At 37.5% G+C, this 14,096-nt stretch carries 9 protein-coding genes; 8 read left to right on the forward strand and 1 reads right to left on the reverse strand.

Annotated features, from left to right (window positions below):
- Positions 1-23: 23 nt before the first annotated feature.
- From JM83_RS01125 to JM83_RS01140, 4 genes are all read left to right on the forward strand, one after another.
- On the forward strand, positions 24-1,262 hold the full coding sequence (locus tag JM83_RS01125; protein WP_144958583.1) for an ammonium transporter: 1,239 nt from the start codon (positions 24-26) through the stop codon (positions 1,260-1,262).
- An 859-nt stretch (positions 1,263-2,121) separates the two neighbouring features.
- Entirely contained in the window at positions 2,122-4,743 is a 2,622-nt protein-coding gene (locus JM83_RS01130; protein WP_144958585.1) for a TonB-dependent receptor, read from the forward strand.
- 234 nt (positions 4,744-4,977) lie between these two features.
- Entirely contained in the window at positions 4,978-6,132 is a 1,155-nt protein-coding gene (locus JM83_RS01135) for an amidohydrolase (protein ID WP_144958587.1), read from the forward strand.
- 78 nt (positions 6,133-6,210) lie between these two features.
- Positions 6,211-6,471: a DUF1456 family protein gene (locus JM83_RS01140; RefSeq protein ID WP_144958589.1), complete on the forward strand. Its 261-nt coding sequence runs from the start codon at positions 6,211-6,213 to the stop codon at positions 6,469-6,471.
- A 72-nt stretch (positions 6,472-6,543) separates the two neighbouring features.
- Here JM83_RS01140 and sucC read toward each other — a convergent pair whose 3' ends face one another.
- On the reverse strand, positions 6,544-7,734 hold the full coding sequence (sucC, locus tag JM83_RS01145) for an ADP-forming succinate--CoA ligase subunit beta (RefSeq protein WP_144958591.1): 1,191 nt from the start codon (positions 7,732-7,734) through the stop codon (positions 6,544-6,546).
- A 225-nt stretch (positions 7,735-7,959) separates the two neighbouring features.
- Between sucC and JM83_RS01150 the strand changes: the two genes are divergently transcribed.
- From JM83_RS01150 to JM83_RS01165, 4 genes are all read left to right on the forward strand, one after another.
- Positions 7,960-9,138, forward strand: a complete 1,179-nt coding sequence (locus JM83_RS01150; protein WP_144958593.1) for an MFS transporter — start codon at positions 7,960-7,962, stop codon at positions 9,136-9,138.
- 120 nt (positions 9,139-9,258) lie between these two features.
- Positions 9,259-10,464 (forward strand): diaminopimelate decarboxylase, encoded by a 1,206-nt coding sequence (lysA, locus tag JM83_RS01155; RefSeq protein ID WP_144958595.1) that lies wholly within the window; start codon positions 9,259-9,261, stop codon positions 10,462-10,464.
- 137 nt (positions 10,465-10,601) lie between these two features.
- Positions 10,602-11,903, forward strand: coding sequence for a M20/M25/M40 family metallo-hydrolase (locus JM83_RS01160; RefSeq protein WP_144958597.1), 1,302 nt, complete (start codon positions 10,602-10,604; stop codon positions 11,901-11,903).
- A gap of 101 nt (positions 11,904-12,004) precedes the next feature.
- Entirely contained in the window at positions 12,005-13,873 is a 1,869-nt protein-coding gene (locus JM83_RS01165) for a TIGR00341 family protein (protein WP_144958599.1), read from the forward strand.
- Positions 13,874-14,096 lie beyond the last annotated feature (223 nt).

Raw genomic sequence — 14,096 nt, forward strand, 5'->3', positions numbered from 1 at the left:
TTAAAGAATAAAATATTTATTATATGGACTCAGGATTATTTACGGCAAACAATTTATGGATGATGATATGCACGGGGCTGGTATTTTTTATGCACCTCGGTTTCTCATTATTGGAAATTGGACTTACCAGACAAAAAAATACCATAAACATACTTTTTAAAAACCTATTTATAATTTGTGCGGGGTTGCTAATGTACTATATAGGAGGCTTCAATTTAATGTATCCGGGATTTGAAGAAGGCTCTGCAGGGATCTTGAAGTTTGCGGGCTTCGGAATAGCAGCTCCAGAAAATGGAATGTTACCTGAATATGCAAATGGGGGGTATACGTGGTGGACAGATTTCCTTTTCCAAGGAATGTTTGCTGCCACTGCGGCCACCATTGTTTCTGGAGCTGTTGCAGAACGTATTAAGATAGGAGGGTTTATGATATTTGTGGTGATATATGTAGGACTAATTTACCCAATAGTAGGTTCATGGAAATGGGGTGGTGGATTCCTTGATGGCATGGGCTTCTATGATTTTGCCGGATCTACCTTGGTACATTCTGTGGGCGGCTGGGCAGCCTTGGTGGCCATTTTCCTTTTAGGCCCGCGTATTGGGAAATTCAACGAATACAACAAACCTCAACCTATCCCGGGCCACAATATCCCTTTTGCGGCAGCAGGGGTACTGATCCTTTGGCTGGGATGGTTTGGTTTTAATGGAGGATCTGTGCTATCTGCCGATCCCGCAATTACCTCATGGGTACTGGTAACAACCTCCTTGGCGGCGGCAGCAGGTGGAATTTCCGCTTTTATAACCTCTACATTAATGTACAAGAATTATGACCTTACCATGTTTTTGAATGGAATATTAGGTGGTCTTGTGGGAATTACCGCCGGAGCCGATTTAATGTCGCCAAATGAAGCAGTGGTAATTGGTTTAATTGCCGGGGTCATAATTGTTCTTGGAGTTGCCTTAATAGATACACTGAAAATGGACGATCCCGTGGGAGCTGTTGCGGTACACTTAATTTGTGGAATTTGGGGCACGCTGGCGGTTGGAATCTTTGGAACCATGGCAGGAATAGACCAGTTCTTTGTTCAATTGGCAGGAATTGGAATAGTGGGCGGATTTTGCACAATTAGCGCTTTTACAATATTAAAATTAATTAAAGCTGTTTCCGGACTCAGGGTTTCTGAAAGGGAAGAATTGGAAGGATTGGATTTGCATGAACACGGGATGAATGCTTATCCAGATTTTAGATCGAACGAGCATTAAATCAAGAAGCTCGGGGCAAGCACACCTGAATGTTACGGGCAGGCCTTGGGAAACCTGCCCGTCCCTTCTGGCGGGTTAGACCCTTAATGAGGAATTAAAAACAATTTGTGTTGAAAAAAGCCTGCTCTTAATAATGGTTTTTTTCAACACAAAATATTATTCTATTGTAATTCGAAGTAAAAATAAGAATTCACACCCCTAACTTAAACTAGGTCATAATAAACGTGTATATCCGTTTTTTGTCCTATAGTTGTTTTGCCACCCTAAATTTCAGGGTGTCTATTTGCTGTATTGATTATTAGTGTTATGAGATTCTGAAACAACTCCGAGAGCTATCGGAACAGAATCACCTTATTTATCATTTTAAGATACTTTACGGATATACAAATAACAAACCAACCAAATTTTGAAAGTCAGTGATTTACAGATAAAAACAATGAAAAATATATAATTTCATAATACCCCAAAACAAAAAGTTCAATTTTAGAAATTTATTGCGATGAATTTGAAGCATTTAGCCCACCATTTTAGACTAAATAAAGGTTTAATTATACTCATAATTTCACAAAACCGGCGGAAATTACAATTTAGAATTATTATAGATAAGAGATCATTAAATTTTCAGTTCCCTTAACATTAGTAATCCTTCATTATAATTCCTTCAAATATATAATTTTCTAATTTGCAGATACCTTCACAGGAAATATATAACTTTTTAACAAAACATTTGAAAATACATCATATGCCAATCATCTTCATTTATATTTTGTTATTAATTTTTAATTATGTATGACAAAATAGTTAGTATAGTAAAATTCCTATTTTTTGATAATATTTGACGATACTAACTAATCGAATTATGAAAAAAACAATCAAACAGTTAAATTTTTTATTATTAATTTTCTCTATCCCCTTAGTATCTTGGGCACAGACTTCAATTACCGGACAAATATTGGATGAAAAAGGCGAAGGTGTACCTTTTGCAACCGTAATGGAAGAAGGCACCACAAACGGAACCACAACAGATGAATTCGGAAATTTTGGGTTTAGTGTTTCCAAACTTCCAACTACAATAGTAACTTCTTATGTAGGTTTCAAAACCAATAATCAGGAAATCACTACGGCAACCAACATTGTGATTACACTTGTACAAGATAGTTTTGGATTAGATGAAATTGTGGTAACCGGAAACAGAACTAAGCCAAGAACTATTCTTGACTCTCCAAACGCTATAGACAATTTTGGAGTAAAAGAATTAACAAGAAGTGGCCAGCCTACTATAGATAAGATGTTAACCTTTAAGGTGCCATCTTTTAACTCACAAAACCAAGCAATTTCTGATGCTACCGCTCACTATGACCCGGCAGATCTTCGTGGATTAGGGCCAAGTAGAACTCTGGTATTGGTAAACGGAAAGCGAAAAAATCAAAGTGCGCAGGTTTACTTGAACAGAACTCCTGGTAAAGGAGAAGTTGGAGTAGATTTAAAGAGTATCCCAACTGCAGCTATCGAGCGTGTAGAGATACTTAGAGATGGTGCTTCTGCACAGTACGGGTCGGATGCAATCGCAGGAGTTATCAATATGGTCTTGAAAAAGAATGTTGAATTCACAACTTTTAGCTCTCAAACAGGAATTACCTCTGAAGGTGATGGGTTTAACTTTGCATCTGATTTAAATACTGCATTTAATATTGGAGATGGTGGTTACGTAAATGTAACGCTTGGATACTACAAGCAAAATGCTACCAACAGACCAGGAACTCCAGGGACAGATGATCCTGGAGCTATATTGCCTCAAGAAATTCAATGGCAAAAAGATAATCCTGCTTTAGGAATGCATGTTGGACAGCCAGAAATGGAGAAAAAAGACTTGTTCGTAAACATGGCTCATCCTGTAGGAGAAAATGCTGAATTTTACTCTTTTCATGGTTTCACCACCAGAACCGGTAAAAGTTTTGCATATTACCGCGCTCCATATTGGAGACCAGATGTAAGAGAATCTGAATTCTTGACTAGAAAAGAAGATTTTGTAGGGTACCAGCCAACTTTCGAAACTGCAATCGATGATTACATTAATGCTGCAGGTCTAAAATATGACTTTAAAGAAAACTGGACAGCAGATCTTTCTGCAACTTATGGTGCTAACTCGGTATTCTATACAGTTAACAACTCTGTGAACAGGGATTATTTGGCAGATAACGGTACGTCTCCAACAACTTTTAATCCAGGTGGATATAGATTACAGAATTTAATAGGAAACTTGGATGTAACCGGTTTATTAACTGAAGACATCAGTTTGGCTGCAGGCTTAGAGGTGAAAAAAGAGTATTTCACTGCTTACGAAGGTGACCCACGTTCTTACTATAAAGGAGGTTCAGACTCGTTCGCAGGGGTTAGGCCTAATGAGGCTGGAGAATGGGATAGAAATAGTATAGCTGCATATGCACAAGTAGATTACGATATTACAGATGCACTTTTATTAGGAGTTGCAGGGAGATATGAGGATTTCTCAGATTTTGGAGATAACTTCTCTTGGAAAGTGAATGGTCGTTATAAGTTAGGAGAAAAAGGAGCTCTTAGAGGATCCTACTCTACAGGCTTTAGGGCACCAACATTACACCAACGTTACTTAACCAACAGCCAGTATATTATTGTTGCTGGATCTAACGAGCCATTATTACAAGGTACGTTAGCTAATGACAACCCTGCTGTACAAGCTTTAGGAGTGCCAAGTTTATTTGCAGAAACTTCTAAGAATATATCGGCAGGGGTTACTTATAAATTCAGTAACAACTTTTATGGTTCTGTGGATTTCTATCAGATCAATGTGGACGACAGGGTGTTATTCTCTTCTCAAATTGGTGCGGATGGAGACGACACCTCTACAAACCCTGTAGAGCAAATCTTGGAAGACAACAATGTGGTGGCAGTTCAATTCTTTATTAATGCTGGCGACACTAAAACAACTGGTGCTGATATCGTATTAAACTATAAAAACTATAGTGGTTTTGGCGCAAGTTTAGCAGCTAACTTTAATGAGACTACTATTGATGCAATTACTACTCCTGGCCCACTAGCTGCAAATGGTTATAACATTTTTGCTCGTGAAGAAAAAGGCTTGATCACGAACTCAAGACCAAAATCAAAAGTGATCTTAGGCTTATCTCAAGATCTTGATAAGTGGTATTTAGGGCTGAATAATACTATGTTTGGAAAAGTAACTGTTACTGCTCCAGAATCTGGGGGAGAAGATCAAGAGCTAGCATCTAAAATTGCAACCGATCTTATTGCTAGTTATAAGTTTACAGATAAGTTTTCCTTAACAGCAAACTTGAACAATATTTTTGATGTATATCCAGATATCACTAAAGCATCAACTAATACTGCAGGTGCCGGAGGAAGATTTTTATACTCTTCAGAAGTACAACAATTGGGTCAATTAGGAGCTAATTTTAGCTTAAGTTTAAATTATGAGTTCTAGTTAAATAGAACCTTATTAATAATAGAAAGCAGATGGATATAAATCCATCTGCTTTTTTATATTGAGATCGTTAATGATTCTAATTAAAATATATTTAAATTAAAGTGAATACATTTTTAAGTCTAGATTATTCTGCGCGCTCAAAACCAAACCTTTCCCATTACTAAAACATAAAGTGCACACAAAATCTGTATTTTAGCACACCTTTTAAACAAATAAAAATCTACACATACAATGCTGGAAAAGATTATAGCATTAAGAAAAGAATTGCATCAACATCCTGAATTATCGGGAGAAGAAATAGAAACTGCACGTCGTATTAAAAATTTCTTGGCCCATCATCCGCCATCAAAATTAATAGAAAATATTGGGGGGCATGGTCTTGCAGCGATTTATACGTATGGTAAGGAAGGCCCTGTAATTATGATTCGATGCGAATTGGATGCATTGCCAATAGAAGAAGCCAATCTGTTCGAATATCGTTCAAAGATCAATGGAGTTTCCCATAAATGCGGACATGACGGCCATATGGCTATAGTTGCCGGATTGAGCTCTTGGATAAAAGAACAAAATTATAAGAGCGGGAAAATTATTTTACTTTTTCAACCAGCAGAGGAAACCGGAAAAGGGGCAAAAGCAATTATTGAAGCCGAAAAATTTCAAGATTTGAAACCAGATCATGTATTTGCGCTGCACAACATTCCTGGCGTACCACTGCACACCATAATCAAGGTTCAAAACAATTTTTCCTCCTCTGTACAAAGTCTTGGAATTTGGCTCAATGGAAAAGAGTCTCATGCTTCAGAACCTGAAAACGGAATAAATCCAGCCCTGGCCATTGCAGAAACAATAAAACAATTTGATCTATTGAATATTTTGGCACCTGAAAAACCCAATTTTGCCCTTTTAACTCCCGTACATATAAAAATGGGACAAATTGCCTATGGCATTTCAGCTGGTTCTGGGGAATTGCATTATACACTAAGAACAAGGGATGAAGAACACATGAAGAAGTTAAAATGGGCTATAAACAAGCAACTCGTAAAAACTTGCCAGCGATATAATCTTGGATTGGAAACTCGCTGGTTCGATTATTTTCCTACTTCTGCAAATGATCCATTTTGTAATGAGGTTATTGGAAAAGCTGCTAAAATCAATAATTTAAAAATACATGAAAAAACCTACCCTTATAAATTCGGTGAAGATTTTGGTTGGTTTTCAAAATATTATAAATCGGCAATGTTTGGTTTAGGATCTGGAGGCCATTCCCCTGCCCTGCACAATCCAGATTATGATTTTCCTGATGAAATTATTCCAACAGGAATGGCGATGTTTCAATCCATAATCGATCTAATACTAAGGCCAGAAGATCCACAGTCAAAAAATTAGGTCCTCCCATTTTAAATACCCCTCTTTTATGAATCGGAATATTTCCACCTTCTTTTTTAAATCCTTATTTTTGTCGCTATGGGATTAACAAATAACGACATCTTTAAGAAGTTACGGGTCGCACTAAAACTACGTGATGACGATATAGTGCAAATATGTGCGCTAGTGGATTTTAAAGTGACCAAAAGCGAGCTTGGGGCCATATTCAGAAATGAAGATCACCCCAAATATGTAGAATGTGGGGATCAATTTTTGAGGAACTTCCTAAATGGCTTGGTGATACACATGCGTGGCCCCATGCCCAAGAAGAAAATTGCAGAAAATAAAAGCGGGGAATAAGCACATTTCTCACTTGGTATAAACAAAAAATCCCAAGCTTTGCTCGGGATTTTTTTATGAGTTGAGATTGATTTAAGCTAAAACAGCCTGAACTTTATCTGCAGCTTCTTGGAATTCTATGGCACTTTGTACATCCAATCCGCTGTTGTCTATAATTTCTTTTGCAATATCCGCATTGGTGCCCTGTAGACGAACAATTATAGGCACATTGATGTTCCCCATATTCTTGTATGCATCTACTATTCCTTGTGCCACACGGTCACAACGAACAATACCACCAAAAATATTAATAAGGATCGCTTTTACATTCTCATCTTTTAAGATCAATCTAAAAGCCTCTTCTACTCTTTTTGCATCTGCAGTTCCACCAACATCCAAGAAGTTGGCTGGTTCTCCACCGGCTTGTTTAATAAGGTCCATCGTTGCCATTGCAAGTCCGGCACCATTAACCATACATCCAACATTTCCGTCCAGGTCTACATAGTTAAGTCCCACTTTTCTTGCTTCGACTTCTACCGGGTTTTCTTCACGAATATCACGCATTTCTGCATATTTCTTATGTCTAAATAAGGCATTATCATCTAAAGTCACTTTAGCATCTACCGCCATAATCTTATCATCACTTGTTTTAAGAACAGGATTGATCTCAAACAACGCTGAATCAGATTCTACATAAGCTTTGTAAAGGGCCGTTACGAATTTCGTCATTTCTTTAAAAGCAGTTCCGCTTAACCCTAAGTTAAACGCAATTCTTCTGGCTTGAAAACCTTGCAATCCAACAGATGGATCTATTTCTTCAGTAAAGATCAAATGCGGGGTTTCTTCAGCAACGGTTTCTATATCCATTCCACCTTCTGTAGAATACATGATCATATTACGACCTGTAGTTCTATTTAATAGGACCGACATATAATATTCTTCCGGCTCATTATCACCAGGATAATAAACATCTTCTGCAACCAATACTTGGTGAACTTTTTTACCTTCAGCAGAGGTTTGAGGGGTAACCAGGTTCATCCCGATTATTTGTCCTGCAATCTCTTCAACCTCTTTGAGGTTCTTGGCTAGTTTTACCCCGCCACCTTTACCACGCCCCCCGGCATGCACCTGAGCTTTGATTACGTGCCAACCGGTTCCGGTTAACTCGGTAAGTTCTTTTGCAGCATCTACTGCTTCTTTTGCATTATGAGCAACAATACCACGCTGAATGCGCACGCCAAAGCTGTTCAAAATTTCTTTTCCTTGATATTCGTGTATGTTCATAATCTGTTTTCTTCAGTATTAATTACGGAACGCAAAAGTAGCAAATGTATAAGTATTGTACCAATCTTTTTTAGGTTATAACTTTCTTCTCCTCAAAAGCTTTAAAAAAACATATATATACTGATACTTTATACACAAAATTCACTAAATCGTTATAGTGTTTTCTCTCCATATTATTACGCGAAACAAGAATTCTACCTTATTTTTGCGGTTTAATTTTTCTAGATGAATAAAGGATTATTAGCATTAGCAATTGGTGGGTTTGGAATTGGGATGACGGAGTTTGTGATCATGGGAATTCTGCCAGAAGTGGCCAATGCCATGAATGTGAATATCCCGCAGGCAGGTCATTTTATATCAGCCTATGCCATAGGGGTTGTGGTGGGGGCGCCCCTACTTACGGTTTTTGGAAGTAGATTTCCTGCACAAAAAGTACTCTTTTTTTTAATGATTTGGTTTACAGTTTTCAATACGATTTCAGCATTTTCTAATTCTTATACCGTTTTATTGGTCACCCGCTTTTTATCTGGTTTGCCACATGGTGCTTTCTTCGGAATTGGAGCGGTGGTTGCGGGTAAACTTGCCAAACCAGGAAAAGAAGCTCAAGCCATTTCTATAATGTTTACCGGCCTTACCATCGCCAACGTGATCGGGGTCCCTCTAGGAACATGGTTGGGGCAGACTTTTAATTGGAGTGCTTCTTTTATTGCCGTAGGGGTTGTTGGGGTCGCTGCGTTTTTAAGTATTAAATTCTGGATGCCCAATTTTCCTGCAGAACCTTCTAAAGGAATGAAAAAGGATTTTGCCATTCTAAAAAAAACTGAATTATGGATGGTAATCCTACTCACCACTATTGGTACCGGTGGATTTTTTGCTTGGTATAGTTACATTGCCCCGTTAATTACCGATGTGGCAGGACACAGCGACAGCGTGGTAAGTTATGCCATGATCCTAGCCGGCCTAGGCATGGTAGCAGGAAATTTTCTTGGCGCAAAGCTTGCGGAAATGTTCAGCCCCATCCATGCAGTGGTAATTGCCCTTGTCCTTATGGTAATTGCCCTTTTAACCAACACTTTTCTAGCTTATGATAAAACAGGCGTATTAGTGATGACCTTTATACTCCCATTGATCGCGTTTTGTATTGCCACGCCTATTCAAATGGCGGTAATCACTTCAGCAAAAGGTTCAGAAATGTTGGGATCATCACTTAATCAGAGTGCTTTTAATATGGGGAATGCCAGTGGAGCCTATCTGGCCGGACTTCCCATTGCAGCCGGTTACGGCATTGTTGCAGCACAGTATGTAGGTGCAGCAATGGCGGGGACAGGAATCCTCATAGCCATTGGTGTTATCCTAATAAGAAAAAGACATCAAGAAAAATTACCTATCCCCCTAGAGGCTTAGATATTTTTTTAATTAGTATATCTTATAAATTATAACATATCTGGATAATGTGTTTTATTTTGACATTCCTTATATCTTATTAAAAATGTCGATTATTTTTGCAATTAAAATCCAACTTTAATGAACAATCAAGATCTCTTAAATATCGCTGCGGAATTTGGCAGCCCAGTATACGTATATGATGCTGAAAAAATTGAATCCCAATACAACAGGCTTACTTCGGCATTCAAACAGGTAAAAAGCCTTAGAATTAATTATGCGGTCAAGGCATTATCCAATATTTCTATCCTAAAGTTGTTTAAAAAATTAGGAGCCGGATTGGATACTGTTTCAATTCAGGAAGTAGAATTGAGCTTAAAAGCTGGATTTGATCCCTCAAAAATCATCTACACTCCTAATGGGGTTTCTTTGGAAGAAATTGAAGAAGTAACGAAACTAGGGGTTCAAATTAATATAGACAACCTTTCTATTTTAGAGCAGTTTGGAACCAGACATCCTTCAATTCCTGTCTGTATCAGGATCAACCCACATGTAATGGCTGGCGGAAACAGCAATATTTCGGTAGGTCATATAGACTCTAAATTTGGCATCTCCATCCATCAAATTCCACATTTATTGCGGATCGTGGAAAATACAGGAATGCACATTAATGGGATCCATATGCACACCGGAAGCGACATTTTGGATATCGAAGTATTTTTATATGCATCGGAGATCTTATTTGAAACTGCTAAACACTTTCCGGATCTGGATTTTATAGATTTTGGAAGCGGGTTTAAAGTGCCATACAAACCAGGGGATATTGAAACCAATATTGAAGAATTAGGCGAAAAACTGAGCGAACGCTTTATGGAATTTTCCAAAGAATATGGCAGAGTTCTCACGCTGGCCTTCGAGCCCGGGAAATTTTTGGTGAGTGAAGCCGGAAAATTTGTTGCTAAGGTAAATGTGATCAAACAAACCACCTCTACTGTTTTTGCCGGGATAGATTCTGGTTTCAATCATTTAATTAGGCCGATGTTCTATGGCTCTCAACATGAAATATCCAACATTTCCCATCCTGACGGAAAAGTTCGATTTTATTCTGTGGTTGGGTATATTTGTGAGACAGATACCTTTGCTACCAATAAAAGAATTTCTGAAATTAAGGAAGGTGATATGTTGAGTTTTAGCAATGCCGGGGCTTATTGTTTTAGCATGGCAAGCAATTATAATTCCAGATATCGTCCTGCTGAAGTATTATGGTATAATGGAGAAGCTCATCTTATTCGAAAAAGAGAGGTTTTTGAAGATCTTATTGCCAATCAGGTAGAAATAACAATTTAAAATTATTGAAAACTCCAGATCTAATCCTCTGGAGTTTTTTATTTCATTAATTTACTTCTATCGATCCCATTTTTCATGATTATAGAATGCATATTTAAAGTAATCTATTAACTTACAGAATCTAAAAACCATTTATAATGAATTTAAAAGTAGTTTTTCTTAGCGTCCTAATAGGTTTTAGTTTCACTCCTACAAACGCACAAAAATTATCCAAAAAGGAAAAAAAGATTATCGCAACTATTGAAAGCAACAATACAGAGGCTATTGCCTTTTTGGAAAAAGTTGTAAACATAAATAGTGGGTCTTTAAATTCTAAAGGAGTAAAAGAAGTGGGGCAGGTATTTCAAGAAGCGTTTAATGATATAGACTTTAAGACCCAATGGATAGAAATGCCATTAGAGATGAACAGGGGAGGACATCTTTTTGCTGAAACCAATGGGAATAAAGGAAAAAAACTCCTGCTAATTGGCCATATAGATACCGTATTTGAAGAGGACAGTCCGTTTCAAAAATTCGAAAAAATAAATGATAGTATTGCGCATGCCCCTGGAGGAAATGATATGAAGGGTGGCGATGTTATAATACTATTTGCTTTAAAAGCTTTACATGATAACGGCCTATTGAAGAATGCTCAAATTATTGCTGCTTTTACTGGAGATGAAGAAAGCACTGGAAAGCCACTAACAATTAGCAGAAAAGACTTAATAGATGCTGCAAAAAGAAGTGATATTGCCCTAGGATTCGAAACTGCAACTGGTTATAACAATGCAACGATAGCCAGAAGAGGATCTTCAGATTGGGAAGTGGAAGTTACTGGAAAGAGAGCACATTCTTCGGGAATATTTAATGAAGATACGGGTGCAGGTGCGATATTTGAAATGTCAAGAATTCTTAATGCATTTTACACAGAGGTGAGAGGGGAAGAATATTTAACTTTTAACCCAGGCGTTTTGGTGGGTGGAACTTTTGCTGAAATAGATGATATGACCAGTAAAGGAAATGTGTTCGGGAAAACCAATGTGGTAGCCCAAAAGGCGATCGTAAAAGGCGGATTGCGGTTTATTTCTGAAGAGCAAAAAGAAAATGCTAGAAATAAAATGAGGGAAATTGTTAGCAATAATCTCCCACAAACTTCTGCCGAAATAAGGTTTATAGATAGTTATCCTGCAATGGCACCTACAGAGGGAAATCAAAAATTATTAGATCTTTTAAGTGATGTGAGTATAGATCTTAATCAAGGTAAAGTAGAAGGTTACGATCCAAGTAAGCGTGGGGCGGCAGACGTATCTTTTGTTGTATCCTATGTAGATGCCCTAGATGGCTTAGGCGCTATGGGATCTAATGCTCATACACCTCAAGAGACCGTAAACTTAAATACCATAGAAAATTTAACCAAACGTACCGCTATATTAATTTACAGGCTAATCAACACAAAATAATCCTAAATATGAGGAAGAGTAAGCTTTGCCAAGATTGGGTTAAAATAAAATAGACATTTCTAAAAATTAATACCTTGCATTAGAATTTCTGAAATCGCTGTATGCTGTATATTTTACATGACCCGCAAGAAATAGAAATCGTTGCAGATGAATTGGTTCCTTATTTTGAAAATTTAGAATTTTCACTTCTCTCGCTGCCATTATCTCCAGATTTTACCCTTGAAGAAAATGACACTTTAATTACCTATCTGGGAGATTCAGCATTAAAAAAATTATTGCCCCGCATTTCCAAAAAAGAATGGAGTTTTGGAATTTTACCCCATCCAGAAGCTCAAAAAGCCGTAAAAGGCTTCGGTCTATCAGAAGAATTGGAAAATGCTATAAATGAAATCCTTTCTAATGAGGAGTTTTGTGAATTGGATCTTCTTAGTTGTAATGATGTTCCTGTATTCCAATCGGTTAATATTGGGGATGTTTTTATTTTTTCAGAAAAAAGAAGCAAAGGTGGGTTTTTATCGGAGGTATTTGGTTTTTTGAAAAATATCAGGAGGCTACCAGGACTTTCACATTTGTCGTTTGTAATTAGTGCAGAGGGCGAAAAGATCATCCATACTTCAGCCTTAGGAATAGTTGCAGTAGAACATGCATCGGGCTCTGTGATCTCAAAGAGGTTGATCTCAAATAGCGTGATGAACGACGGCAGGTTTCAGGCACTTATCTTATCACCTCAAAATTTGTTTCAGCTTTTGGTGTTTTTATTTAAAAGCCTCATACCCAATCCAAAAACCTTACATCAGCTCCCAAGTTTCATAGGGCAAATAACCACTACTAACCTTAAAATTGAAAATGACTCCCCAATTGAATTTACCAACGATGGAGAAAAATTTAGCAATAAAGAGATCCAAATAGAGGTATCCAAAGAGAAATTAAAACTTCATCAAAAAAGCATATATGCACTTGAGAAATCTGGAGCAAACGATAAAAAAAGCCTGAAAATAGATAAATTACCCACTGGTGAGCGCCGTGAACAATTAATAATCAGTAAATTACCAATATTACCCAGAGCAACTACAGAAGAGTTTCAAGAACTTTTCAAAGTTTTAAAAGAAAACGCCAAGTTATCTTCCTCTTTTATAGTGATGATGATTTTGGCCACCCTTATTGCCACATTTGGCCTTTTTGGAGACTCCTCTCCGGTAATTATTGGTGCTATGATCCTTGCGCCCATCATTGCTCCAATCGTGTCATTTTCTATGGGAATGGTGCGCTATGACCCCAATATGCTTAAAACCGGGATAGTCACCATCTTGATTGGAACCATTGTAGCATTGATATTTGCAGCTGCGGTAAGTATAATTATACCCCTCAAGGTTTTAACAACTGAAATAAATGCACGACTTACTCCTACCCTTTTGGATATGGGAATAGCTGTTGCATCTGGGATTGCTGCAGCCTACGCACATGCAAAAGAAGGGATTGCGAAAAGTTTGGCGGGTGTGGCAATTGCTGTTGCCTTAGTTCCACCATTGGCAGTAGCAGGAATTGGAATTGGCTGGTGGGACTGGGAAGTCTTTTCTGGTGCTTTCCTGCTTTACTTAACCAACCTTGCAGGGATCATCATGTTTGCCGGAATAACATTTTTATTACTAGGTTTTGCTCCCTTTAAACGCGCCAGAATGGGACTTGTTTATACTCTTATTATCATTGGCCTCGTAATGATCCCCCTTTCCCTTTCTTTTAATAGAATTAAGCAGGAAGCCAGAATAACATCAAAACTAGAGGGAACTAATTTTGACACGATCTTCCTGAGGGATGTAAAGGTTAGAACAGGTAAACCATTAATGGTCTCTGTAAAATTGGTAAGTCCAGAAGCTATAGATTCAGAAAAAATGAAAAAAATCAAGGAACAAATTGAAGAAAAAGTGGGAGAGCCTATAATTCTAGAAATTATTTCAGCTATTGAATTTTAAAATCAATAGTTTCATGTTCTCACTTTTTTATGGTTCTTAGAGATCTTTGAAAATACGGAAACTCAATCTATAAAATTGGAACAGAAAAGAGCATATTGTATCTTTTTAACCTTTCACAAACCTTTTTGTTGGGATAGTTTAGGAAGTGATTGCACAAAATTTTTAAGCCAACAAATCCTTTAACTAATATCCCAGAAGGAGAATTTTTAGTATATAATTTATT

It is taken from the genome of Gillisia sp. Hel_I_86, assembly GCF_007827275.1.
GTDB lineage: Bacteria > Bacteroidota > Bacteroidia > Flavobacteriales > Flavobacteriaceae > Gillisia.

What these genes read in the sequence shown, in the direction of transcription:
- JM83_RS01125 (WP_144958583.1), top strand. Translation starts at nt 24, where the DNA reads ATGGACTCAGGATTATTTACGGCAAACAATTTATGGATGATGATATGC.
- JM83_RS01130 (WP_144958585.1), top strand. Translation starts at nt 2,122, where the DNA reads ATGAAAAAAACAATCAAACAGTTAAATTTTTTATTATTAATTTTCTCT.
- JM83_RS01135 (WP_144958587.1), top strand. Translation starts at nt 4,978, where the DNA reads ATGCTGGAAAAGATTATAGCATTAAGAAAAGAATTGCATCAACATCCT.
- JM83_RS01140 (WP_144958589.1), top strand. Translation starts at nt 6,211, where the DNA reads ATGGGATTAACAAATAACGACATCTTTAAGAAGTTACGGGTCGCACTA.
- sucC (WP_144958591.1), bottom strand. Translation starts at nt 7,734, where the DNA reads ATGAACATACACGAATATCAAGGAAAAGAAATTTTGAACAGCTTTGGC.
- JM83_RS01150 (WP_144958593.1), top strand. Translation starts at nt 7,960, where the DNA reads ATGAATAAAGGATTATTAGCATTAGCAATTGGTGGGTTTGGAATTGGG.
- lysA (WP_144958595.1), top strand. Translation starts at nt 9,259, where the DNA reads ATGAACAATCAAGATCTCTTAAATATCGCTGCGGAATTTGGCAGCCCA.
- JM83_RS01160 (WP_144958597.1), top strand. Translation starts at nt 10,602, where the DNA reads ATGAATTTAAAAGTAGTTTTTCTTAGCGTCCTAATAGGTTTTAGTTTC.
- JM83_RS01165 (WP_144958599.1), top strand. Translation starts at nt 12,005, where the DNA reads ATGCTGTATATTTTACATGACCCGCAAGAAATAGAAATCGTTGCAGAT.